The organism is Flavobacterium sp. ov086 (genome assembly GCF_900187965.1).
Taxonomy (GTDB): domain Bacteria; phylum Bacteroidota; class Bacteroidia; order Flavobacteriales; family Flavobacteriaceae; genus Flavobacterium.
The window spans coordinates 1-24653 of the sequence record NZ_FZNL01000037.1 but is presented as its reverse complement, the minus strand read 5'-3'; the positions used below and the strand labels follow the sequence as shown (position 1 = coordinate 24653).

The 24653-nt window shown below is 36.0% G+C and carries 21 protein-coding genes; 16 read left to right on the top strand and 5 right to left on the bottom strand.

From position 1 onward, the window contains the following. Positions 1–114: 114 nt before the first annotated feature. The 3 genes from CHB81_RS25305 to CHB81_RS25295 all read left to right on the top strand — a co-directional run bounded on the left by CHB81_RS25305 (position 115) and on the right by CHB81_RS25295 (position 3596). The gene (locus CHB81_RS25305) at positions 115–1419 is read left to right on the top strand and encodes a HEPN/Toprim-associated domain-containing protein (RefSeq protein ID WP_089354599.1); all 1305 of its coding nucleotides are present in this window, start codon (positions 115–117) and stop codon (positions 1417–1419) included. Between the two features lie 114 nt (positions 1420–1533). Then, positions 1534–2754, top strand: a complete 1221-nt coding sequence (locus tag CHB81_RS25300) for a phospholipase D family protein (protein ID WP_089354598.1) — start codon at positions 1534–1536, stop codon at positions 2752–2754. Positions 2755–2852: 98 nt separating this feature from the next. Further along, entirely contained in the window at positions 2853–3596 is a 744-nt protein-coding gene (locus tag CHB81_RS25295; protein ID WP_089354597.1) for a hypothetical protein, read from the top strand. Positions 3597–3846: 250 nt separating this feature from the next. Here CHB81_RS25295 and CHB81_RS25290 read toward each other — a convergent pair whose 3' ends face one another. Further along, positions 3847–5655 (bottom strand): UvrD-helicase domain-containing protein, encoded by a 1809-nt coding sequence (locus CHB81_RS25290; protein ID WP_089354596.1) that lies wholly within the window; start codon positions 5653–5655, stop codon positions 3847–3849. A 2-nt stretch (positions 5656–5657) separates the two neighbouring features. Next, positions 5658–7658, bottom strand: coding sequence for an ATP-dependent endonuclease (locus tag CHB81_RS25285; RefSeq protein WP_089354595.1), 2001 nt, complete (start codon positions 7656–7658; stop codon positions 5658–5660). Between the two features lie 442 nt (positions 7659–8100). On the opposite strand from CHB81_RS25285, the gene CHB81_RS25280 reads away from it, so the two are divergent. From CHB81_RS25280 to CHB81_RS25250, 7 genes are all read left to right on the top strand, one after another. Next, positions 8101–8490, top strand: coding sequence for a single-stranded DNA-binding protein (locus CHB81_RS25280; RefSeq protein WP_089354594.1), 390 nt, complete (start codon positions 8101–8103; stop codon positions 8488–8490). A gap of 35 nt (positions 8491–8525) precedes the next feature. Next, entirely contained in the window at positions 8526–8885 is a 360-nt protein-coding gene (locus tag CHB81_RS25275) for a hypothetical protein (protein WP_089354593.1), read from the top strand. A gap of 29 nt (positions 8886–8914) precedes the next feature. Then, positions 8915–9295, top strand: a complete 381-nt coding sequence (locus tag CHB81_RS25270) for a Cas9 inhibitor AcrIIA9 family protein (RefSeq protein ID WP_089354592.1) — start codon at positions 8915–8917, stop codon at positions 9293–9295. Then, entirely contained in the window at positions 9292–10608 is a 1317-nt protein-coding gene (locus CHB81_RS25265; protein WP_089354591.1) for a PcfJ domain-containing protein, read from the top strand. Before CHB81_RS25270 ends, CHB81_RS25265 begins: the two co-directional genes overlap by 4 nt. Before the next feature lie 226 nt (positions 10609–10834). Next, positions 10835–11305: a JAB domain-containing protein gene (locus CHB81_RS25260; protein WP_089354590.1), complete on the top strand. Its 471-nt coding sequence runs from the start codon at positions 10835–10837 to the stop codon at positions 11303–11305. Between the two features lie 172 nt (positions 11306–11477). Continuing rightward, on the top strand, positions 11478–14756 hold the full coding sequence (locus CHB81_RS25255) for an SMEK domain-containing protein (protein ID WP_089354589.1): 3279 nt from the start codon (positions 11478–11480) through the stop codon (positions 14754–14756). A gap of 31 nt (positions 14757–14787) precedes the next feature. Next, positions 14788–15315, top strand: a complete 528-nt coding sequence (locus CHB81_RS25250) for a hypothetical protein (protein WP_089354588.1) — start codon at positions 14788–14790, stop codon at positions 15313–15315. A 210-nt stretch (positions 15316–15525) separates the two neighbouring features. Here CHB81_RS25250 and CHB81_RS25245 read toward each other — a convergent pair whose 3' ends face one another. From CHB81_RS25245 to CHB81_RS25235, 3 genes are all read right to left on the bottom strand, one after another. Beyond that, entirely contained in the window at positions 15526–16146 is a 621-nt protein-coding gene (locus CHB81_RS25245; protein ID WP_089354587.1) for a hypothetical protein, read from the bottom strand. Beyond that, entirely contained in the window at positions 16146–17114 is a 969-nt protein-coding gene (locus tag CHB81_RS25240) for a hypothetical protein (protein WP_089354586.1), read from the bottom strand. Before CHB81_RS25240 ends, CHB81_RS25245 begins: the two co-directional genes overlap by 1 nt. A 392-nt stretch (positions 17115–17506) precedes the next feature. Beyond that, positions 17507–18190 (bottom strand): hypothetical protein, encoded by a 684-nt coding sequence (locus CHB81_RS25235; protein ID WP_089354585.1) that lies wholly within the window; start codon positions 18188–18190, stop codon positions 17507–17509. A 207-nt stretch (positions 18191–18397) separates the two neighbouring features. Here CHB81_RS25235 and CHB81_RS25230 point away from each other — a divergent pair, with 207 nt between their 5' ends. From CHB81_RS25230 to CHB81_RS25205, 6 genes are all read left to right on the top strand, one after another. Then, the gene (locus tag CHB81_RS25230; protein ID WP_141130461.1) at positions 18398–18943 is read left to right on the top strand and encodes a DUF6252 family protein; all 546 of its coding nucleotides are present in this window, start codon (positions 18398–18400) and stop codon (positions 18941–18943) included. A 258-nt stretch (positions 18944–19201) separates the two neighbouring features. Beyond that, complete coding sequence (corA, locus tag CHB81_RS25225; protein WP_089354583.1) at positions 19202–20272, top strand: magnesium/cobalt transporter CorA; 1071 nt, start codon at positions 19202–19204, stop codon at positions 20270–20272. A 45-nt stretch (positions 20273–20317) separates the two neighbouring features. After that, positions 20318–22411 (top strand): phosphate acetyltransferase, encoded by a 2094-nt coding sequence (pta, locus tag CHB81_RS25220; protein ID WP_089354582.1) that lies wholly within the window; start codon positions 20318–20320, stop codon positions 22409–22411. Between the two features lie 195 nt (positions 22412–22606). Beyond that, positions 22607–23791, top strand: a complete 1185-nt coding sequence (locus tag CHB81_RS25215) for an acetate/propionate family kinase (protein ID WP_089354611.1) — start codon at positions 22607–22609, stop codon at positions 23789–23791. A gap of 28 nt (positions 23792–23819) precedes the next feature. Beyond that, positions 23820–24242 (top strand): DUF3995 domain-containing protein, encoded by a 423-nt coding sequence (locus CHB81_RS25210; RefSeq protein WP_089354581.1) that lies wholly within the window; start codon positions 23820–23822, stop codon positions 24240–24242. A gap of 107 nt (positions 24243–24349) precedes the next feature. Beyond that, a partial coding sequence (locus CHB81_RS25205) for a transposase (RefSeq protein WP_141130460.1) occupies positions 24350–24653 on the top strand: 304 nt, incomplete at its 3' end.

The following is a 24653-nucleotide window of genomic DNA, read 5'->3' as shown; positions in this document are numbered from 1 at the left end:
ATAGGGTAAAGCCGGTTCTATTGAAAATGGCGGCCCAAACATTAATTTTATTTCAGCCAGTTTAGCAGCTGTATCTCTCTTCGGGCTAAATTTTGTTTTGATAATTTAAGTTATATGGGAAGTTTTTGCACGTTAGCATTAAATGGTTACGAAATAGACCAGTCAAAAAGTTATATCAGCACATCGTGGTCGTGTTTCTTTACTGAAGAAGACCGTCGAAGCCGTATGGTACCCTATCAGACCTATTACAGCAGTCCTATCGCTGATGATGATAATGTGCCGACCTGCGAGTATGCGGCTTCTGCATCGGCCATTAAACTCAGGCTTGAAATTATGGGCTATACTTTGGATAAAGTTAAGCGCAAATACAGTGAGGGTATAGAAAATGCTTTACTGACCAGGGCTCAATTCGATTGTGAAGATGATATCGATCATCTAAATACTTTAAAAAATGGGGGCTTTGGCTATTGGGTAGCTCTGATTAAGCATATCTTCGAAAATAATATTACAGATTACAGCGAGAATCTTGAACAGCAGGAAGGTATTGTTCGTTTTATGCTTGAAGTTGATGATATTCATCAGGATATATATTTAGGATATCCAAATATCGGCATAGGATACGTTCTTCGCGGCCTATTGGAAGCCGCAGATCCGGATTCAGAATTGGTTCTGGATTTGACCGATGTGGTCTATTCAGGATATTATGGGGAAAAGGAGCCTGTTTGTGCCCATACGGCGCAATCCTATCTTGATTCTTCTTTGCCATTCCAGAAAATCATTATTCTCACAGAAGGGGCTTCCGACAGTAAAATTTTAATGAAAGCATTGAGATTGCTATATCCGCAGGTGTCGAATTATTTTTCTTTTCTCGATTTTGATGATTATAAGGCGGAGGGGGGATCGGCGATGCTGGAAAAGACTGTCAAGTCTTTTGCCGCAGCAGGAATCAGCAATAAGATTATTGCATTGTTTGATTACGATGCGGCTGGTTTGGCATCGTTTCAGCGCCTGAAAAAAATAAAATTCCCGGAAAATTTCAGAATAATATCCCTGCCTCCAATAGAGCTTGCAGACAGCTATCCTACCATCGGGTCTGATGGGATGATAAAGCATGAAAATGTCAATGGATGCGCCTGCAGCATTGAGATGTACTTGGGAATTGATATCCTGGCAGACGATGCCGGCCACTTGGCCCCGGTCAAATGGAGAAGCATTGAGCCACAGCTGAAAATTTTTCAGGGAGAAATTTCAGGCAAAGCCCGGCTTCAGAAGAACTACTTCAAAAAAGCCAAAGCTGCGCAAAAAAAAGAAGCTTTGCAGTCTGATCAGGATTGGAGCGGCCTGATTTCAGTATTTGAAAGAATTTTTGAGGCCGCAGCCACTATGGATCATGCACCGACACCGCTGAAATACATCTGACTGCAATAAAGTTCTGCATTTAGGCAGGAACAACAGCAGTTTATATTTGATGCTTTATAATAATCAAATTTAGTTATTTTAGCCCTATGAGATTTAATTAAATTACTTGTAAAAATGATCTTAAATTTAGAAAAGGAATTGGGACCGGCTCTTAAGGACGCAAAAGCTTTTTTTATAGCTACCGCTCTTATTTCCAGATCAGGTTATGAATTTATAGAAAAAAACAAATCCTCGGACTGTAAATGCAATTATGTTATAGGTCTTGATTTGGCGGTCAATCCCCATATGCTGAAACTGTTATTGGAAAAAAGCAAAGACGGGTTAACAAAGACAAAAGTATGCAAGCCTCAGTACACTTTTCATCCCAAAGTTTATCTGATTGAACAAAAAGATGGCAGGTATGTTGCTTTTATCGGCTCAGCGAACACCACCCAGGGAGGCTTGTCCAATAATCTGGAGATGACTGTCATGATTGATTCACAGGAGCAGTGCGGCGAGATCCGGAGTTGGTTCAAGGATCTTTATGAATCTTCCATGGAACTGGATGCGGATCTCATTACACAGTACTCTGAAGTATATAACGCTATCAGGCAGAGACAAAGAGTGAATAAAGCGGATTTTGACAGATTCAGGTCAGAGCTGCCGACTTCAGGAACGATTGCCATTGATCTGGAAAAACAGTATTTCGGTTTTGAAGCTTTTGAAGCTTTTTCTGCTGCATACCAATGGGATAAATCAAACATGGCGAAAGATAAAAGAAAGCGGGTAAAATTAAAGTTTTTATCTCTGCATGACCAAATATATAAAAGATTCACAGATTTTGGCCTCAATAATTTATATTGCCATTCAAGAAGCGGCAATATTGTTTCCAGCCATGCGCATACACCAAGAAGCAGACCAAATCTTGACGCTATGTGGCTGCACTATGGGACCGGCAAAGGTAAACTTTTTGATCATCCAAGGCTCCAGATAATATTAAGAGGCAATGAAATCGGTATTTGGCTGATGATTGGCAAAAATAGGGGAAGCAGGACAGAAAGAGAGAAACTCAGATCAAACCTGAATAATGAATTTTTTGTCCAATTGCTGCACGAGAAAATTAAGGACTTGGGGGGATCCTATTGGATTGATGTCAAAAGCGTTAATGTTCCGGTATCGAAAGTGGAAAATGCAGCGCATCTAAAAAAAATTCTTCTTACTGATGATTTTAAATATTATTTTACAATAGGACGGAATTTTAATTGCACCGATATTGAATTGTCAGAGGAGAATTTCCCTGAAACAGTTCTTTTTGAGTTTCAGAGACTTGGATGGATTTACGATTTTTTTGTTTAAGAATAATTCGCCTGAAACATATCATTTTTTAAATTGTGGTGCTGCAATGTATTGTATACTTGACATTAGAATGGAAAACTGAGAAATATTTATAAAAAATGGAAAATTACGCACTGCCCTCAAAAGAAGTATATGAGATTTTAAGGGAAAAAGGCCTGCAATACCTTTATCATGCCAATACTGTAGCCACTTCACTGACATTTATAAAGCAGAATGCGCTGCTTTCCAGACATTATGTAGAAGCTAATAATCTGGTGCAGACTTGGCAGAAATCTGATGCAGCAGATAAGACGCATGATGTTTGGAATCATGTTTTTTTGGACGGCGAAGATCTTCACATTAGATATTCGAAAGAAAACAACTATGGTCCGGTAACATTCAGGATGAAGCTGGAGCTTTTAAACTCTGCTGATCTGGAGCATGTTTACATTACAAAATCCAATCCTTGGTATTGGAAAGATAATACGCCTCTGGAAAAGAAGTTTTATTCTGATATACAAGAAGTGAAAAGGGACTATCTTACCGGCAAAAAGCTGGATTCTCAGATAATGTTTACCTTTAAGGATGCTGCTAAATCCATTGCTCTGGATAAGTACCTTATTGGCATTGGGATTGACAAGCCGCATATTCTTATCAATGTGCGCTCAGGAGGCCAGAAAAATGTTGGAGAATATACATATGAGAAGATAACCAAAACGCTCAATGATTACGGATTGGGAGACATTCCGGTTGGCTTTAGGCACGAAAGCGGAAGAAGATACTGCCGTTGTAATTTTAATTATACTTTTTTCTACAATTTTAAATATCGGGAATTTGAAAAAAGGTTCTATCCTTTCGAATAGCGCGTATCGTATAGTCATTTTATTGCCGGTCTTTGATTTTGTTTCACTTCGATTTAAAATCTGTCATATTCCTATCTTCCAGGCTGGTTCGGGCTTATACAGGTTTTGATGCATTTTTGCCCCTTCAAGCCTGAATCGATGGGATTGCGCTCTGAAAATTCTCCTGCGTAGCCGGACCTCACTTCTGGCCTGATCCGGACTTTCGTTTTTTCAACAGGACAGCGTCTGAAACAAAATATAGAAGCTGCTGCTAGTTCATTTTGCCTGTCCAAAGCGCAAGATCTGAATCCGGTACGGCCATCTGCAGTAGGATTTCGGGACGGGATAAGGCCACATATACAATTCTGAGTTCTTCAAGATCATTTGCATTGAGAACTGCAAGATCTGAAGTTATTATGGTAGCATAATTTTTACGGACAGCCTTCTTCCCAAGCAGCAGCAAAACGGCCTGAAATGTTTTGCCTTTGACAGAATGGACCGTTCCAAAATAAAAGGGGTGCAGTTTTTCACTGTTGAGGTCTTCCCCGAAATAATCATCTATGGCTATGTTTCCAAATTGTGATTCAATTCTGAATTCTAGAGCAAATGCAGCTTCTCTTAATGCCTTGTTTGCCTGTTCTACCCACTCGTTCAAAGTCTTATCTTTGGATGCAGGCAGGCATTCTATAAAACTGAAAACTTCCTTGCGGTGCTGTTTTATCCCGTTTGTATATATTCTGTCTGCCACAAATTGGGTGTTGCAGTAAAATTGGGGATTCGAAGGGCGCATCAGCGCTTCAAAATATCCTTTTTCCATTAATTTGTAGCCTTTGTTAAAGGATCCATTCTCATACATATGTCTGCCTTTGATGATATTTTTTACATGATGATGATTTGTGATCCACGGAATAGTTTCGAAATCATTGAGATCGGATCTGAGTCCCAAGTATTTTGAGCTGGAATTGCCTCTGTACAGGACTGCAGTGTTTTCCTTGTCTATTGGAATTTTGTTCTTGCGGCATTCATCAAGAAAATTGTTTAGGATTTCTTTGAAGTTTTCGACGCTCTGTTCCAAGGTTATTATTGTCTTGTCTTTTGCAGTTGCGTTTTTAGGAGTGATGTAACCATAAATTGATGGTTCTATGGCTGAATCTTTGACCTTTTCATTGACTGCATTTATTTCTTCAAAAGAGGACAGGTTTTTTATGAAGTTGCAGATAAGCTGTGAACTTCTTCTATTTTGATTGAGAAGAATTTTGTCCCATAAATTATATTTCTGGTCAAAAAGTTCAGGCTTTGCATCATTCCATTCAAAGATTGACTGGTCACGGTCGCCGACTAGCATTATATTGCCACCGCCCTGTTCGTTTAGGATATCAATGATTTTCATATGCACATCATTTGTGTCCTGACATTCGTCAATCATGAAATGAGAAAATTTTTGAGCTAGATTTTGGGCAATCACTGGATATTTCTGAAGCACTTTTAACGACAGATAGTTGGCATCAGACTGGTTGGCATAACCTTTCTTGAACAATGTGTTTTTTGACCGCATTATTCTCAATATATTGCCGTTAACGGTTCTGCCGTCTTTATTGTAATAATTCCATCGGAAACTAAAAGCCTGATAAGGGGCTATCGGAATTAGCATACCGTCAGCGTCAAAAGTGGTTTTGTCGAAATACTGGTCGTAATCCCAGTCAGACCTTTTGACACTCCAGGGAGCATGGGGTTCGCCTACCAACTCCGGCCTTGAATCGCAGCCCATTATCAGGTGGCCGAATGGAAGAAAAATAAAAGTATTGATAAAACTGTCTATAGTGCCAAAAAAATGAGGATGTTTTAATGGAACTATTGTTGAGAAATTATTTGCAAGCCTGTCTTCAATTTCCATGCATGCGATATTGGTGAATGAAATCACGCACAGGCCTTTTTTGCCTGCTTGAGATTCCTTCAAAAGCCTGGATATCCTTGCGGCAAGCGAGTATGTTTTGCCGCTTCCCGGACAAGCCTTTACAACTACTGTTCCATCATTGTAATCCAGAATTATTTTTTGCGATTCAGATAAGCTGCCGTACATAACTAAAGTTTTTTATCAATAACCCATTTTATAGACTTCTGCAGATATTCAGGAATAATAAAAAGTTTTCTGAGATTGGGGTGCATATCGAATGCATAAGAAAGAGACTCTGCCAATTCAGACTTGTCTTTATTGGATTTCAGCTTCTTGAGGATGTCTGCGGCCAGTAAGAACCTGTCTGCTGCGGGGTCCACGTAATTGGCGGAATGCATGCCATTGTACACTTCTGCGATTATTTTTGCATTATCAGCGGATGCCGTTATGAGCTCATATTCGAAAGTATGCTCGGCCAGCTCGACATGAAGGTTTTCCGCGGCTAATTTCTGCGCCTTTTTTGCCCGGTCGGAGATAACATTATATTTTGCTGCAAGAACACTTTTAATAAAATCTTCTTTGGTCTCATATCCTTTGATTTTGATGCCGTCTGCAGGATTAAAGCCGATAATTCTGTTGTTTTGGTCTATAGCGCCAAGGGTCTTCAGTCCATCAAAAATTTCCTGGGCCTGACCTTTTTTTATTGTCTCAGTTTTGCTGATAAAATTTCCAGCCTTTATGATGCTGCGGTCGTCATCAGTGATAATAGCGCAGAAAGTGGATAATCTTTGCTTTTCGTCCTTGCTGTTGAAAAGATTAGCGAATGGTTCGAATGCCACGCCATTTACGTTCACTATTTCTATGCCGTTTTTGTCAAGATTATAGTCCTTGCCCATCATGGAGGCAAAGACCGGAAGCAGCAGTGCCTCTGATATCCCTTCAACTAGGATGCATCCGCTTGCAAAGAAAAGCTGCGACTTGGTCACATCTAAGAATTTTCTGAGATATGCTTTATTCAGATCGGTGAGAATGGAATTTTTAGAAGTAAAAAGGCCGGTCTTGTCATCCAAATTCTTCTGGAGGATTATTAGATTGTCCAAATCTGATTTGGCGGTTATGGTAGGAGAGTGGGAGGTGATGAATATCTGCACGCCCAAATTCTGAAGCGTATTGAGATAATTAAAAAATGTGTTTTGCCTCTGCGGATGAAGATGTGCTTCAGGTTCTTCGATAAGCAGTGCATAATAATGCTCGATTTTCTGGTCTCTACGGCTCTTTAGATCCCCTAATACAGCTGAGGCTAGGATGATATTATTGTCACCTAACCCATTCTGACTGATATCGAAGTATTTCTGCAGGTGCACGTCAGCCCCCAGGACTGTGTCCGGATAGACGGGTTTTCGCGTTAGAAATCCTTTCACAATATTATCGAATTTGTATTCCAATAGTTTTAAGTGGACTTTAGAGCTTTTTTTCTTAATATCCGCTTCTTCCAGATGTTCATTTATAAAGTGCTGTCCAGTATTGATAAGTCCAGTCCAGTCCTCGTTTTTAAGAACCGTTTCCAGTGCTTGCGAAAGTTCATTTTTTTTGTCGGCAGTAAGCGGCACATCGATGATTCCCTTCGGACCAGGTTTTTTATAAGAGGTAAGATCCCTGAAAAGGGATGTTATCTTGTTGTTTGATGCATATGGCCTGAGTTCCTGCTCCGCATTTCTCAATGGTTCGAGATAGGAATAATAAATCTGCTGCAGTTCCGACATTTCAACGGTATTGTCTTCGCCGCCCCATATTTTCCATTTTAGCTTCTCGTTGCCCAACGCGTCTTTTTCGATTTCATATTTGAAGCTTAGCCTCAAATTGGCTTCGCCTGGATAAGTCGGGTTCTGCCAGATTAACGAATGAAATAGATTTCTGTCCTCCTTATCCTCAATTTTAAATTCCAGCCTGAATTCAATGGGTTCCAGAATGTCTGATATTATTTTTTTGTCCAAGTAAAAATCATCAGGATTCTTTACGCCGATATCCCTCCATTGCCTTCCTAAGCTTAGACAGATTCGCACAGCATCCATAACTGCGCTTTTTCCTGCATTATTTTCTCCTATGATGATATTAACGCCTTTATTAAATTCAAGTACTAAGTGTTCGATGGATCGGAACTTAGAAATGGTCAGTCTCTCGATATACATGGTTGTATGGTTAGTATTATTGGTCCTAAATATATTGATTATTGTTTTGGGATATTTACGGTTTTCCGTATTCAGGAACTAAAACTGCTTCTTTTTTCTTTGCAAGACGTACAGGGCATCCTCGAAGCATTGATTTTCCTTGCCACAAACAGTTTTGGTTTTTAGCTTTTCATTGCCTTCAATAATATGATCATATAAAAAGAAGCAATAAATGGTTTCGTTTTCATTCGAAACGGATAAAAAGGCAGCCAAGTTAGCGTGCACCGGATCCTGCAGGCGCATAACGGCGCTGCCGCCCTTCCGGACTTATAGCCCTCCGTTTCCTTGATGCCCGCTTTATTCCTGCTTTCTTTTTTTCCGTTTTTTCTTTTGAAAACATTTTGTGGGAAAGGCAGGGGAAAAGAATTTTAAAAATAAGTAATCATTTAAAAATTTAGAAATCATGGAAATCACAGGACGTTTGACAAGGGATGCAGTTGTTGCCAAAACAGCAAAAGACAGGGAAGTGGTAAACTTCTCTATAGCAATTAACGATACTTACAAAGCCAAAGGAAGTACGGAGGCAGTAAAAATAGTCACCTATATCGACTGTTCGTATTGGCTCAGTGCGGGTGTTGCGCAATGGCTCAAAAAAGGCGCAATGGTGGAACTGTACGGCAGGATAGGAGTGAACGCCTATATTAATTCGGAGGGCAAGGCTGTGGCAAGCCTCACTTTTCATACGAGCAACATCAAAATATTGGTGTTTGTCTCAGATGCTCAGCCTCTGCAGGCTAATGCCGTTCCCGCCAAAAACAGCAAAAAGGAACAGCCTGACGACCTGCCTTTTTAATCCGAATAAAATGTATAAGCCTAAAGAAATAAGTTATGAAAGCCTTGAAAAAATCAATATACGCCGAGTATGAAGTTCACGATGCATTCCAAAAAATAGTCCTTTTCGAAATGCGGTCTTATGACGGAACAAAAAAAGAACAGCTCAAAGTATTCCTTGAAGACATGCAGAGAAGCGGATGCATCAGCGGTATGATATCCCAGTTTATTTATCATGCCGACTGTAAAAAGTTCTACATCGAACACCTTGACGATTTGGAAGACATCAGAAAAGAAATGGAAGATTCCCTTGGGGAAGCGGTAAAAGACCGCTACGGTCTGCCTCATTACACCTTTATGTGCTGGCTTTGTTTTGAAGAATATTGTTATGACATCTACAGAACCTCTTTTGAATAATCTTTTTGTTTCATCTTAAATCATGCATTATGAAAGCTTCAGAAAACTTTAAGACCGCTATAGAAAATTACCTCAATCAGACCGCCCTTACGGATATTGTCTTTGCAAAGGACTTCGCCAAGGAATCGAAAAACTTGGAGGGCTGTTGCAATTACATTTTTGGCGAGGTAAAAAAAACAGGACTGTGCGCCTTTGACAATCAGGAAATATTTGACATGGCGGTCAAATATTACACCGATGACAGCATCGGACAGCCTCAGCCCATTAATTGCAGGGTAGTGGCTAGTCCGCCTGCAAGGGCTGATTTGTTTACTACTATGCCCGAACTTCCGCAGAATACAGTTGTTGCAAAAACGGAAGTCATTACTTCCAAAGCCGAATCAAAAACCTTGACACTCTTTGACCTATGATACCTAAGACCATCATCGAAAAACAGATAACGTCCCTTAGTGAGACCCTTTCGCCTGTATCGCAAAAGATGCAGGTTTGGGCAGAAAAAAACATTTTCATCAAATGGGGCGTTCTCTCAAGGGGGAAATTCCACTGTCTTGAGTGTGCCCACTCATGGAAGCCTGATGCGCAGAAAGCATCCTGTCAAAAATATATCAACTGTACAGTATGCAGTGGCAAGTTGAAAATGCAACAATATAATCAGGTGCATTTCAAAGAAATAGAATATTTCGCTGTCTTGGATGTGTGCGGGGGATTTCAGGTAGTGCGCATCCTCTGTTCGCACAAAGACATGAAAAAGAACTGCATGCCGACCTATTTCCATAAGGAAGTGATGCAACATTGGATTAATGAAAAAGGGGAGGTGCGAACGCTTTCTCTCGGCACCAACGTTTTTTCACAAGCCTATGATGCATGGAAATATTATACTTCCCTTGAAATTCGCCCGAAGAGTTTTGAGGATTCTCCCAAATTCCGCATCAATCCTTATAAGGTTTATTCATCTTCAAAGGCGATTTCCATCGTGAAAAGAAACGGCTTCAAAGGCGGTTTCTACGGCATCGCCCCGCAGGTTCTTTTTACGGCTCTTTTGAAAGATTCCTATGCAGAGACACTCCTCAAGACAGGGCAGACCGATTTTCTTGTTCATTATCTGGTCGCGCACTCACAGCACATCAGGGAGAATTGGAAGGCAGTCAAAACCTGCGGTAAGAACAATTACAAGGTAAAGGATTTTGGACTTTGGGAAGATTACATCAGCCTGCTCAAATGGTTCAAAAAGGATTTGAATAATCCCGATTTGGTATGTCCTGAGAATTTGGAAGAGATGCACGACAGGCTAGTGGAGAGAAAACGCATAATCCAAAGACGTCAGCATATAAAACAGCTTCGCCAAGAAATACAGCAGGCGCAGATTGGCTATGAAGAGCAGAAAAAGCAGTTTTTCGGGCTTGAGTTCACGAAAGAGAATCTTTCTATCTGCGTTATGGAAAGCGTGCATGATTTTCTTGAGCAGGGCGATATGCTCCGCCACTGCGTATTTACCAATGAATACTACAAAAAGAAAAACTCCCTTATCCTTTCGGCTAGATTTGAGAACAAGCCTGTGGAGACCATAGAGGTGGCGCTTCCCTCGCTTGAAGTCTTGCAGTGCAGGGGAGACAAAAACAAGGTTTCCCCGCATCATAAGCAGATTTTGAAGCTTCTCCATCAGAACCTCTACCAGATAAAGCAGCGTCTTAAAAACAAAAAAGAAGAAAGAGCCGAAAATTAGATTTCGGCTTTTTTGTGCAATATCGGCGAGCAGACACTTATAGGCGGGGATATTGCCTCAGGTGTTCAGGCTTAATTCCGAAACAAAGTTCGGGAAGGAAAGGCGGTTCGCAGAAAAAAATTCCCCCATAAATGCAGGTGAAAAACCTGCTTTATTGCGTTGCTTTTTTCGCTCGCTTTCTCATTCCCGGTTCAGGTTCCATTATTAACTTTAAACTTCAGAAATCATGGAAACTAAAAAAACACTTCAGAACTGGAATCAGGTAGCAGAAATTGAATTGGTCTACAAAACAAAAGTAAAAGCATCCGAAAGACCTTTTATCAATTCTTCCAAAACGGCATACCAGCTTGCAGTTCAGTCCTGGAATCCGGATACAATAGAATTTTTCGAGCAGTTTAAAATCTTGCTTTTAAATCAATCTAATAAAGTGCTTGGTATTTACGAAGTATCTTCTGGAGGTATTTCCGGTACTGTGGTTGACCTCAGACTGATATTTGCAGCAGCACTTAAAGCAAATGCAGTATCGCTGATTATGATTCATAACCATCCCTCAGGTCAGATCAGACCTTCCGAGGCTGATAAACAGATAACCAGAAAAGTCAAGGAAGCGGGCAGAATACTTGATGTTGCATTGCTGGATCATATAATCATTACTCCCGAAACCTACTATTCTTTTGCAGATGACGGAGCTTTTTAGCTCCGTTATATTTATTTTAAACAAGAATAATCGAAATAACTTTCTTCTTCGGTCTGATTTAAAAGTCCATTTAGTCAGATCGAAGAAATATTTTACAGATTAACATAGGTTTCAATTAAAAGAAGGCAGGATTTCTTAAATTTGAAGACCAAGATTCGTATAAAACAGCAGAATGTCAAATCAGCAGAAGGAAATTATTGAGATAAATGAGTATCTGGTAAAGTGGATTTATGAGATACAGATTTCAAATTCAAATACTTATTATGATATTAACAAAATTGCCGAAGGTTTTTGTCTTCGCTTGCTTAATTTGATTTATGGTTTTGAGCTGGAAGATCTTAATAAAGAGCAAATTAATTTCCCTGGAATTGACCTTGGAGATTCTGTTTCTTCAAAAGTGGCTTTTCAGATAACTTCAGATAGCAGACTTAGGAAAATTCGTGAGTCTCTTGAGAAGTTTGAAAGATGTAATTATAAGGAAAGATTCCCAGCGGGAATCAGATTCCTGTTATTAAAAAGCGAAAAAAAAAGATTTAGAAAAATAGATGATTACAGAGAAATTTTTAATCAGAAAACAGACATTCTGTTTCCCTCGGATCTCCTAAAAGAAATAGAAAATATATTTTTAGACGATTATCCCCGTTTTCTAAAGATTAAAAAGCTACTTCAGTTGAAAATTGGCAATTTGAAACGATCTGAAGAATCAATAATTTTCCATCACGATAGTGAAAAGATTGGCCAATATCTTAAAGGAGTGAGGGCAGTATTTCCGTCCCCTGAAAAAACAGTTTATTTATTTCTTGGAGAGGATCAGACCCTTTATGATGCACACATGATGTTTGCATTACCTTTTAAAAGCGGTGGAAAAATCATAACAGGAAAGTCGGGAAGCGGTAAATCACTTCTTGCGAAAGCATGGGCACTGCATCTTTGCAATGATATTGTTCCGATGGTGCTGGAAGCCAAGTATTTTGAAAAAGGACTTATAAGGAAGATTGATGCTGAAGTTGAAAAATATGGTTTTGGCTCATCTTATACATTTTTAGAAGCCTGCAGAAACGAGGGCAAAAAAATATTGCTTGTAGTCGACGGCCTTAATGAATGTGATGACTCGCAGGCTGAAATAGTGGTTTCTGAACTTGCAGAACTTGCAGCGTTGCACAGTATAATGTTTATAATAACTTCACAGCAGCTTACACAGAGTTTAAAAAACCTAGAAGCAGAAGTGATAGGAATGGAGCTGCCAAATATCCAGATTAAAACTGCAATCGCCTCAAAATATTCCCTATATACAAATAAATTAGAACCGCTCTTAGCTAATGTATCAACTGCGATGGAAGCCAAAATGGTTGGGGAGATAGGGGAGATTGGTGCTGATAAGATAAGCAGATACAGTTTGTTTGAAATGTACATAAGAAAGAAATTGTATGGAATTGAAACGCAGGCATTACATTTTCTTTCTGCTACTGCTTATTGGATGTCGTGTGAAATTACTTTTTCTCTTTCACTAGCACAGTTAACAAAGATTATGCAGCAATGGAATATTCCTGATGCTGTTTTTCATCGATGCATTGAGGAAGGTTTGCTGGTAAAGAATTTTACAAAAGTTAGTTTCGAGCACGAGATGATATTCAATTTTTTTACGGCTAATGCAGTAACTAGATTTAATAATGGAACCGATAAAGTAATAGAAGAATTTAACGCTCCCATAAATGACGAGAACAGACTTTTAATAGTCGGCTCAGTAGATGATAATCCCGTGCTACGAAATAGTCTGCTGGAAAGTATTACTGATTATGAGCTTCTGTTGGATATTCTTGAAGGAGAGGCTGGCGATTACTGCCGATTATGGGTGGAACAAAAATTGAGTTTAGTCTTAGAAAAAATGCGTTTTGAAGTCCATACAATTTCATTTGCAGTAACCGAAAAGCCAGACTGGCCCATTGCGGTAATTCCTGAATCTATATCAGACTGGACAGAAATGGATATCCCGATCTTTCAGGTGCTTGGGTATAAATTAATGAAAGGAGAGTTGGTGAGAGAGGTATTCGATTTAATTGAGATGATAGACAAGCGAAGGAATGAACACCACAATCTATTGTTAAGTGAAGCGTCTGTGAGGAAAATTAATCTCAAGAATGGGCTGTTTGCAGCAGTTTATACGGCCTCAGAATATCTGGTTAATATGTCTGGGATTGGATATATACTGTATATGCTAAACTCTGGATTGTACATTTTTAAAAATGTAAAAGCGATTTCAGATCAACAGATACAAGATCTTCTTTATCCAAGAATTACTTTTGGACAATTGTATTTTTTTCTTAAGCTTTACCGATTTAAGGGGAATACAGGGCTACTGTATCCTGCTATTCACAGCTCCTTACAAAGTGTTTGGAAATTAATTCCTTACCATCTTAAACTAGAAATACTCTTCATAGCACCTTTTTGTGCAGATGATGAAAAACAGCGCTTATCATTGATTGAAGCGCTTAATAAAATTCATAGTGAAACTCAAAACATATGGCTTTCTACAGCAGTATTTGATGCACTACATGATTTAGAAGCGCTTGACGAAGATGCTATAGCTTATAAAGAATCAGTTTCTGATGAGATTAGTAAACTGATTCAGGAACCGGAAAGGGAGGAATTTTGGGAGGAAGCATTTCATATTTTTCTTGCACAGTTTGACCATCCATATAGCAGGGCATACTATGAAACACTAGAGGAATTAAATGAAAAAGCGAAAAAGACATTATTTACAATGGCGTTGCGATCAAAGAGTGACGACATGATTTTTTCTTCAGGGTTAATCTTTACCTGTGAAAATATGCTCGGAAAAGAATGCTGTATGTACCTTGATCATTATCTGTTACGCCCTCTAAGCGTTTCGAATGTATCTTACGATATTGTCAAAAACGCTTTAGCTGCGCTTTCGGTTTTAGCAAAGTACAATTACGATATAGTTTCATATGATTTCGATCGTCAAAGCAATGATCAGAATGTAAATTTAGTAGTTATGGGAACTCAAATGTACTACTGGATCAACCGGACAGATTTGACAGAAGAGCAGAAAAGAATAAAGTGCATACCTATTATTCGGCAGTTTCTTGCTGCAGAGCCTTTTCTATTTGTTTATGTTTTTAAACAGTTGGATTTTTCTTTTCTTCAAATCCATTTTCCAGAGAATTTTTCTGACACTCATTCTCTTGTAAGAGTTAATGATTTCTTTTCGAACGAGCTTCTTGAGGCATCAAGAAAATCACTTCTACTACCATTGCCACATATAAACCTTAAATTTGAAAAATCCGATGACATACTGAGATTTGCAGTTGATAAAATTGGTCTTTACGGCGGTGCTGTTGATATTCCAGAACTACAAAAAGCAGCGGCCCATCCGGTTTTTGGTAAAGCTGCTCTTGTTGCATTAAGAACCATCAGGGAAAGATTATAATGGAAAATAGTAGAAATTAATAAAAACAAAAATGAATTTATTAGAGGTTGATTATAGAGCAAACAGTCTAGATGTAGTCATTAACGGATTGAAAAGATCGATAGATGAGCTCAAGCATTTTAGTGAAAAAAATCAATGGTATGATGGCTTGTTTTTACTTGAAGACTCTGAACATATTTTCGGTTTGGCTTTTATTGCTTTCCAGAATTATATAAATGCGTCGATTAAAGATCTGACTGCGATGGGAGGAAAAGAACTACAACGTAAATATTACAAACATGATGTAATTCTATCTCATAATTACACAAGAATCGAGCTGATAATATGCTTAGCAAATTACATAAAACATAAAGAAGATGATACTCAGGAATTTCATATGCATACCAAAAAGGTGCTTGAGGTTTTTAGTTTTAATACAGATAAAGATTGCGATATTACTGAATCCGCAGTTTTCAAAGGTTTGGATTTGCTCGATAAAAACTGGGACTTAATAGTTATTAAAAATTTTGTTTTTCAGTGGAGAAAATCGGCTTGTACCGAAATACTAAGCCGGAGCTAATCTTTGAAGGTAATTTTCAATTTATTAATAAATTGTTTTAAATCGATTATGTTGGGTATTGTTTTGCCGTAAATAGTAAGCTAAATTGTCGCCGTAAAATAATTCTGCTTGCATTGTAGCAATATTTGCCTGTTTTTTGAGTAGTTGATTTAAAGAGGCTGTGTCATTTTATTTATACATTTAGCTGCTAAATTGTCCTAAAAATAGTAGTTAATTATTTTCATCTTCAGTCTCATTTTGTATTTGATTCTCTTCGTTAATTAAATAAGTTAATCTAAGATTTTCGATGTAAATTTCTTTGCTGAAAATAACAGTAATCCTTTTTAGTATCATAAATAGAATTAGGAAAATATCTATTGTATATTTATAAAGAAAAAAACCTAAAAAAAGTTGAATCAAATAATTAAAGTCCTTATTTAAAAACACACACAAAAGCTCATTTAAAGATTCGCTAGTTACAATAAATATTGATGAAATGAACAAAACTATTAAGGCTTTGACAGAAACGTATACTGAAAAGGATACATTGTATAAAGTTTCCTTAAGTAGCTCGAGCCTGATTTTTTTTTGCTCATTGGATATTTTTAGATTTTCAGATGAGATGCTGGAAATAAGAAGAACTAAAATATTTAAATAAAGTCCAATAAGTATAGATAAACATATGCTGAAAATATTTTTTATATCACTATCTGGAATTCTAATTAGAACTAAAATCAAAGCAACCATAAATGGAAGGTAAATAAATTCCTTCTTATAGCTTGAATTGTTTTCATTCATTAAAGAATCCTTATGACCGGTAACAATACTTTTTACGTTTAGTTTTGAATACATTATAAAATATTTAAACCGAAGCCTTTAATTAATTTCTTTGCTTCTTTATTTATATCCTTAAATTCGGAAAACCCTTTGCTGTTATCAGCTACAGCGATAGTATAATAAGGTCTGATCTTAAGAGTGTCTTCTAAATCGATAGTTCTTGTATTGCCGTCTTTTGTAGCAACTACCTTTACATTTGCATCATCATCGAAACCAATGCTCTTAAACTCATCTCCTTCGAAGAAACCATTATTTTTTTCTAAATTTTTTAATATTTTATTTTTCGTATTAATTGGAATTAATGAGTTTTCTAAAGGAGTAATTTTTAATTCGATCTTGTACTTTGATCCATCAATGTAAGTTCCCAAATATTGCTCAGCTCTATCGCTTGACACAATCTTTTGGCTTAAAGTGATACTATTATAATCACCATTTTGAAGGTACTCCTTGATTATTTCAGATTCGACAAAATTATTTATTTTGCAATTTAATCCGGATAAATTGTCTTGTATGAATTTTTTCAAGAGTTTGTCAAAAACACCTTTAGCAGAATGTTTTCCCTCTCTTTCTAATATGATAAAACCATATTTTAGACCTAAAGGAATAATTATCATAAAATAATAAGGGCGTTCAACCGACTGGCCTTTTCTCTTTGTATACAAGACCGTCTTATCTCTATTGTTTTGTACAACATCTTGCTCTTTACCATCATCATCACCAATCATTATTTTACCGTTAATATATCTTGAAGAATCATTATGCTTAAAAATACTTTTTATTTGTCCTTCGACTTCAATCTTTTCAATCTTTGAAGTTTTTCCATCCATCATTAAGGGAGGAAAAGTGTCTACGAAGTTTGCAAAGTCGTTTTTTAATTTAACATATAAATCATTGCCAAATACATCTTCTAACGTTACGCTTTCATCAGGTTTCCTATTAGGGTGGGCAATAAATGTGTATACTTCTAACTTTCTGTTTTCCATACTTCTTTGATTTTTGTTTCTTTTTTCACTTTAACAATAATGAAAATCAAGCTATAATGAATGTGTAAATATTATTAATTAATACCTTTTATCCTTACGGAAATCCGTAAATCTAAGCGCAATGCTCACAAGTGTATGAATAAATTAACATTTTTGCAATGGGTATTTATACTTGATTTTTTTAGTGATAGAATAAAAAAACATCTTATTTCCTGAAATAAAATAATTGATTTGTTCCATATTTGTACCATTGAATTGTAATGTATTGGTAATCAGGTGTTGTTATTTTTGAAGAAGTAAAATAATTTTTACTTTGTAAAGATGTACTGCTGTGCATCTCGACATTATAATAATGAAAACCGGACTAGGAATAGTCCGGTTTTTTTATGGAATTAATTTTTATGAAAAAGACGATACCAAAAACTTCTTTTTATAGCAATAGCACCACCAACAACAAATGTTCGACAATTATCCGCTTCTAATTCTATAGTATCTAAATTGATTGATCTGACTACTCTAATGTAATGATTAATGTATCCAGTTTTACTAATTAATATACTGTCATTTTTATTTGCTTTTATGCAAAACTTTCCATCTGTATTGGGGTGAAATACATAGTTTTTGTCATAAATGAGAATATCTACTTCTTCGAAATTTGGGTTTATTTCGTCCAGAAAAATATCCCCTTCAATTTCAATTTCTGTATTGTTACTATCGATAGAGATAGTTTCCTTTGTTGCTTTTTTATCTGTTTGTTCTATTCTTATGTTACCTTGTGCTTTTACAGTTTGACTTCCTAATCCTAAAAATGCAATTACAGATGCTGCTGCAATCATCCAAATTGATTTTTTTTCTTTGGGAAGAATTAAAGTTCGATCCAATTGTGATGTTCTAAATCGACCACATAAATGCTCGTTTTTGTTATAAGCAAGAAGGATTTCTCTATCTGAAGCTTTTGTAAAGTCAATTACATTTTTTTGACAATTGCTGCAGAATTTGCCTTTTTCAGTAGGCGACATTTCAAGCCAATTTTCATGACAGGGTTCTGGAATTGATATTTTTATTTTATAGATCATTTGTTGAGTTTTAATTTTTCTAATAAAAATAAAAGGCTTTGATTATCATAAATGTAATTATTATTTTGAAGTATCATAGAATGATTCATTAAAGTGAAAATTATTATTTATTGAAATTATTTCTTCAGAATGAGGTTTCCCGCAAAAAAAATAGGTTTTTTAGTGTTTAATTTGAAAAAAATAAACCAAAACAAAAACACACAAATTATGAAGAAAATCTTAAGCATCGGATTGCTCTCATTGTCGATTTTATTTGCAGGTTGCAGCAACGACGATAAAGATGATAACAGCGGTAGCAACTCCATTTCGGCTACTATAAATGGTAAGGAATGGAAGGGGACCAAAATTAATAGTGTAACACTAATTAAAGTAACCAGCGAGAAACAACAGCGTTTTGATATTAATGTTCAGGATGACTCACAGATGTTGTCATTGGCCTGTTCCAGTGATTTAACAACTGCTGATACAATGCCGCTAAAAGCTTATAAATTTGATGAAGAAAATGATATAATTGACGCATTATTTATTAATACTTATTTGATAGAAGGTAATACTTATACGGAACATTTTGTTAAAACGGGAACAATAACCATAACTTCAATGGATGCTTCTAAAAAAACAGTATCGGGGACTTTTAATTTTACAGCGGAAAAAGTGGGGGTTTTACAAACTAAAATAATTACACCTGAGGTTGTTGAAGTAAAGAACGGAGTATTTACAAATGTACCTTATAAAGTACTGACTACGCCGTAAGTATTAAGTAAACCGAGTTAGAAATGACTCGGTTTTTTTTTTGAATTGTTAATTATGTGGTAAACCCGACAGATTTCTAAAACCTGTCGGGTTTGTTATGTGGTTTAGATTGTGAATTAAGTTTTGAGTACGTTTGGTCTTATTTATTTTAGGTTATAAATAAGTTGATTGTATTCTATGATGTTTATATGAAAATGACAATTGTCATTTCCCGTTCGAATTCTTTTTTGTAATATTACTATATAAATCATTATTTGAATGCGAAAGATAAAATACAAGAAGGGACGCAAGCTTCAGCACATTACTTTAGAGTACACAGGATCACATAAAGAGCATCAAACCGAGATGCAACTTTTTGTGTATAATAACGAAGATGTTATTGAATATGACAAGTTTACGGTTTTGGCATTAAATACTTGTATTGATTATACTAAAAATAATTGGCTTAACATACATGGCTTAAATAATATTGATTTACTTAAAACGGTTGGTGCGCATTTTAAACTGGATGATTTTTTATTAGCAGATATTTTAAATACAAGCAAAAGAACTAAGCTCGAAGAGCAGGAAAATGTTTTATTTTTTAATATAAAATCGCTTTTACCTTCTGAATATTCCGATAATATAAGTGTTGAGCAGATTAGTTTTATATTAAAAGATGATGTTTTGATTTCTTTTCAGGAAAAACGAAGTGATTTTTTTACTCATATCAGAGAGCGACTTCGCACACATGCGGGAATTGTACGAACTAAAAAAGTAGATTATTTACTCTATTTGTTGTTAGATGCCGTAATGGAGAATTTTTACATTACGATTGAAGATGAAGAAGATAAAATAGAAGAATTAATCAATTTGACCAAAAAAGGTGCTGATCCGATTATTCTGGAAAAGATTGAAAGTCATCGAGATAATTTTAATTTCTTAAAACGCTCTATTGTTCCGCTTCGCGATTCCTTGTATTATTTGAAAACGATTAAAGACGATGAAACCTACAATGTAATTCAGAAAGAGACGTTTAGTTTCTTTATCAGATTACATCAAAAAAGTCTGGAGTTATTAGAGCAAATCGAATCGGATATGAGTTCATTAGAAAGTGCTTCCAACTTTTATTTTTCGGAGCAAAGCCGAAAAATGAATGAAATTATGAAGACACTGACCATTATTTCGGCCATATTTATTCCCCTTACTTTTATTGTTGGAGTATACGGAATGAATTTTGAATATATGCCTGAATTGCGTCAAAGAAACGGCTATTTTATTGTCATGGGTGGTATGTTTTTATTAGTCATAGCGTTGATTATTTATTTCAAAAAAAGACGTTGGTTTTAACGTTTATTATACAATTAGAATTTGATAAGTTTCAAAATATAAATTATGAGTAAAGCGATATATATAGCGACAAGCGATCAAAATAGCGGAAAATCAATTATTACACTTGGTTTGATGAGTATTTTGATTGGTAAAACGGCTAAAGTAGGTTATTTTAGACCAATTGTGGAGGATTTTGTAGATGGTGAGCTAGACAATCATATCGAAACGGTATTATCTTATTTTAATCTTGATATTAAGTTTGAAGATGCTTATGCTATTACAAAAAGTAAGCTGATCAAAAAGAAAAATAAAGGAAAAATAGGAGAGGTTTTAGATCTGATTATTGAAAAATATAAAAAGCTTGAAGAACGTTTTGATTTTGTTTTGGTTGAAGGAACAAGCTTTACAGGAGAAGGAACTTCTATTGAGTTGGATTTGAATGTACTGATTGCAAAAAACCTTGGAATTCCAACCATAATAATGGGATCAGGAGTTGGAAAAACGTTAGAAGAACTGGTTGACAGTTTGTATTTGGTCTATGATTCTTTTAAAGTAAAAGATGTTGAGGTCTTATCTGTTTTTGCTAATAAAGTGCAGCCTGAGAATATTGAATTAGTAACTAAAAGTCTGCAAAAAAGCTTACCGGAAAATGTTTTGGTAAATACAATTCCGTTAATATCAAGCTTAAACAATCCAACAATGCAGGAAATTGTTAATGAGCTTGATGCCAAAGTGTTATTTGGAGGTAATTATTTGAATAACGAAATTGGACATTTTAGTGTTGGAGCAATGCAATTGCATAATTACTTGGTTCATTTGCATGATAATGCACTTGTAATTACGCCTGGAGATCGATCAGATATTATTTTGGGAGCGCTACAAGCCAATGAATCGGCTAATTATCCAACAATTTCAGGAATTATTCTAACAGGAAATATTGTTCCCGAAGAAAGTATTTTAAAGCTTATAGAAGGACTTTCGGCGGTTGTACCAATAATTGCTGTTGATGGTGGAACCTATCATATTACAAATAGAATAGGTAAAATAAAAGCAGAGATTTATGCCAATAATACTCATAAGATTGAAACTTCAATAAGTACGTTTGAAAAGTATGTTGATAATGATGCGTTATCCGAAAGATTAATCACTTTTGTACCTGAAGGAATGACACCAAAAATGTTCCAGTATAACATGGTTAAAAGGGCAAAACAGCATCGTAAACATATTGTTCTGCCTGAAGGAAATGATGACAGAATTATCATCGCTACTTCAAGGTTATTGGATATGGATGTGGTTGATATTTCGATAATTGGAGATAAAAAACAAATAGAAAGTAAAGTTACCGAGCTGGGAATTACTTTTGATTTTTCGAAAGTAAATATCATAAATCCTGTAGAATCGGAGCTTTATGAAGATTATGCAAATACGTATTATGAGCTTCGAAAAGCCAAAAATGTAAGTATTACAATGGCAAGGGATTTAATGGAAGATGTCTCTTATTTTGGTACAATGATGGTGTATAAAGGTCATGCGGACGGAATGGTTTCCGGAGCTGCGCATACGACCCAACATACTATTTTACCAGCGTTGCAGTTCATTAAAACCAAGCCAAATTCATCTGTAGTTTCATCCGTATTTTTTATGTGTTTAGAAGACAGAGTTTCTGTTTTTGGAGATTGTGCGATTAATCCAAACCCAACGGCAGAACAATTGGCAGAAATTGCTATTTCATCTGCAGAATCGAGTTCGGCTTTTGGAATTGAACCAAAAATTGCGATGCTTTCTTATTCTTCAGGAGCGTCCGGAAAAGGAGATGAGGTTGATAAAGTAAGAGCAGCAACCGAAATTGTAAAACAAAAACGTCCGGACTTAAAAATCGAAGGTCCAATTCAGTATGACGCAGCGGTGGATCGTGCGGTAGGAAAAAGTAAAATGCCGGATTCTGAAGTAGCAGGGCAGGCGAGTGTACTTATTTTCCCCGATTTAAATACCGGAAATAATACTTATAAAGCCGTTCAAAGAGAAACGGGAGCTTTGGCTATAGGACCAATGTTACAAGGTTTAAACAAGCCTGTAAACGATTTAAGCCGCGGTTGTACAGTAGATGATATTATAAACACCGTAGTAATTACAGCGATTCAGGCGCAGGGACTGTAGTTAATTATTAATTATTAATTATAAATTATTAATTTATACGTTGCGACTTTGAAAAAAAACGTTTTGATATGCGTTTTGCTTTAGCAAAATCATCTTTAAATTCGCATTTTATATAAAATAACTTAAAAAAAACTTTAAGCCTTTTAACAAAAGTAAACTTAGTGACTTAGCGCCTTCGTGGCAAAACAACAAGAAATGAAAATATTAATTATAAATTCAGGAAGTTCATCGATAAAATATCAATTAATGATTATGCCAACAAACGAAGTGATTTGTACTGGTATGATCGATAGAATTGGCTTAGAAACTTCAAATGTGTCATTCAAAACGTCTTCAAATACAATAGAAGAAACACTGCCAATTCCAAACCATAAAGTTGGTTTACAAAAAGTAGCCAGTATGCTTTTGGATGCAGAAAAAGGAGTAATAAAATCTACTTCAGAAATTGGAGCAGTTGGTCATCGCGTGGTACACGGTGGAAGTGATTTTAGCGATACTGTAAAAATCGACGAAAAAGTAAAAGCAAAAATCAAGCAGCTTTTTGAATTGGCACCATTGCATAATCCTGCCAATTTAGAAGGAATTAATGTTGCGGAAGAAATCTTTAGTTCAGCAGAGCAAATTGCTGTCTTTGATACTGCTTTTCATCAAACAATGCCGGAAGTAGCGTATAAGTATGCGATTCCAAATTATCTTTTGACAGAAAATAAAATACGAGTTTATGGTTTTCATGGAACGAGCCATAAATATGTTTCTGAAAAAGCAATTAATTACTTAGAGAAAAATTTCAAAATAATTACGATTCATTTAGGAAATGGCTGCAGTATGGCTGCAGTTAAAAACGGAAAATGTATTGATACTACAATGGGATTTTCGCCTTCAAATGGTTTAATAATGGGTACGCGATCTGGTGATATCGATCAGTCTGTTGTTTTCTATATGATTAAAAATTTAGGATATACGCCAGACGAAGTAAACTCAATTTTATTGAAACAAAGCGGAATGCTTGGGCTTACAGGTTATAGTGATTTGCGTGATATTGAGTCGGAAGCTGAAAAAGGAAATAAAGACTGTCAGTTGGCATTATTTATGAATGCTTATAGAATTAAAAAAACAATTGGTTCTTATACAGCGGCTCTAAACGGTTTGGATGCTATTGTTTTTACGGCCGGAATTGGAGAAAACTCTTCGCATATGCGTAAATTGGTTTGTATGGATATGGATTATTTTGGTATCGAATTGGATCAGGAAAAGAATCAAATTCGTTCAAAAGAAATCAGAGAAATTAATTCGGCGGGTTCAAAAACAAAAGTTTTGGTAATACCAACAGATGAAGAATATGAAATTGCAGATCAGGTATACCAATTGCTACAGAATTAATTGATTCTACGACCTTAAATTACTTCGGATGATTATTATAACATTAGTATTATTTTTAATTTTTACAGCGATTTCAGCACTTCATTTTTATTGGGGGTTTGGAGGCAAATGGGGAAGTCACGCGGTTGTACCAAATAAAGATGACGGAATGCCGCTTTTTGTTCCCAGAACAATTTCAACCTTTATTGTGGCCATTGGTTTGCTGGGCTTTGGTATTTTTTATTTGATAAAATATGGATTAATAACGGCGAGTTTACCAGAGTGGCTTAATAATGCAGGATTCTGGATCATAATTTCTATATTTATTTTAAGGGCAATTGGAGATTTCAATTACGTAGGTTTCTTTAAAAAACACAAAAGTTCTGAATTTGCGATAAAGGATACAAAGTATTATGCTCCTCTTTGTTTGATAATCGGAGTATTAACATTAATACTAGTATTTTGTAATTAAGATATTTAGTTGTTTGCAGTATAAAAAAAGCTCCTCAATCGAAGGAGCTTTTTTACTAATATAAATTTGTCTCGTCCTGAAATAGCGATACACAAAAAGCCATCGTTATGGAAGATCAAATAAATTATGTAAAGCGTAGTCAACGAGATTACAGTATGTCACTAAAACTTCAAATTGTTAGTGAGATTGAAAAAGGAAATATTTCTATTACTCAAACAAGAAAACAATATGGTATTCAGAGTCATGGAACAGTTTTAAATTGGTTAAGAAAATTTGGTAACTTTGATTGGGAGAACCAAACCCCAACCCAAATGGCAAAAACACCTGAACAGAAGATAATGGAACTCGAAGCCCAAGTGAAATTATTGGAAAAGCAAAAAGCATTATTGGAAAGACAGGCTTTTGTTGCAG

Coding starts and splice junctions, on each gene's coding strand:
- CHB81_RS25275 (WP_089354593.1), top strand. CDS start 8,526: ATGAAAGCCTTGAAAAAATCAATATACGCCGAGTATGAAGTTCACGAT.
- CHB81_RS25215 (WP_089354611.1), top strand. CDS start 22,607: ATGAAAATATTAATTATAAATTCAGGAAGTTCATCGATAAAATATCAA.
- CHB81_RS25265 (WP_089354591.1), top strand. CDS start 9,292: ATGATACCTAAGACCATCATCGAAAAACAGATAACGTCCCTTAGTGAG.
- CHB81_RS25280 (WP_089354594.1), top strand. CDS start 8,101: ATGGAAATCACAGGACGTTTGACAAGGGATGCAGTTGTTGCCAAAACA.
- CHB81_RS25245 (WP_089354587.1), bottom strand. CDS start 16,146: ATGTATTCAAAACTAAACGTAAAAAGTATTGTTACCGGTCATAAGGAT.
- CHB81_RS25300 (WP_089354598.1), top strand. CDS start 1,534: ATGATCTTAAATTTAGAAAAGGAATTGGGACCGGCTCTTAAGGACGCA.
- CHB81_RS25250 (WP_089354588.1), top strand. CDS start 14,788: ATGAATTTATTAGAGGTTGATTATAGAGCAAACAGTCTAGATGTAGTC.
- CHB81_RS25235 (WP_089354585.1), bottom strand. CDS start 18,190: ATGATCTATAAAATAAAAATATCAATTCCAGAACCCTGTCATGAAAAT.
- CHB81_RS25210 (WP_089354581.1), top strand. CDS start 23,820: ATGATTATTATAACATTAGTATTATTTTTAATTTTTACAGCGATTTCA.
- CHB81_RS25230 (WP_141130461.1), top strand. CDS start 18,398: ATGAAGAAAATCTTAAGCATCGGATTGCTCTCATTGTCGATTTTATTT.
- CHB81_RS25305 (WP_089354599.1), top strand. CDS start 115: ATGGGAAGTTTTTGCACGTTAGCATTAAATGGTTACGAAATAGACCAG.
- CHB81_RS25295 (WP_089354597.1), top strand. CDS start 2,853: ATGGAAAATTACGCACTGCCCTCAAAAGAAGTATATGAGATTTTAAGG.
- CHB81_RS25240 (WP_089354586.1), bottom strand. CDS start 17,114: ATGGAAAACAGAAAGTTAGAAGTATACACATTTATTGCCCACCCTAAT.
- CHB81_RS25255 (WP_089354589.1), top strand. CDS start 11,478: ATGTCAAATCAGCAGAAGGAAATTATTGAGATAAATGAGTATCTGGTA.
- corA (WP_089354583.1), top strand. CDS start 19,202: ATGCGAAAGATAAAATACAAGAAGGGACGCAAGCTTCAGCACATTACT.
- CHB81_RS25270 (WP_089354592.1), top strand. CDS start 8,915: ATGAAAGCTTCAGAAAACTTTAAGACCGCTATAGAAAATTACCTCAAT.
- CHB81_RS25260 (WP_089354590.1), top strand. CDS start 10,835: ATGGAAACTAAAAAAACACTTCAGAACTGGAATCAGGTAGCAGAAATT.
- CHB81_RS25285 (WP_089354595.1), bottom strand. CDS start 7,658: ATGTATATCGAGAGACTGACCATTTCTAAGTTCCGATCCATCGAACAC.
- pta (WP_089354582.1), top strand. CDS start 20,318: ATGAGTAAAGCGATATATATAGCGACAAGCGATCAAAATAGCGGAAAA.
- CHB81_RS25290 (WP_089354596.1), bottom strand. CDS start 5,655: ATGTACGGCAGCTTATCTGAATCGCAAAAAATAATTCTGGATTACAAT.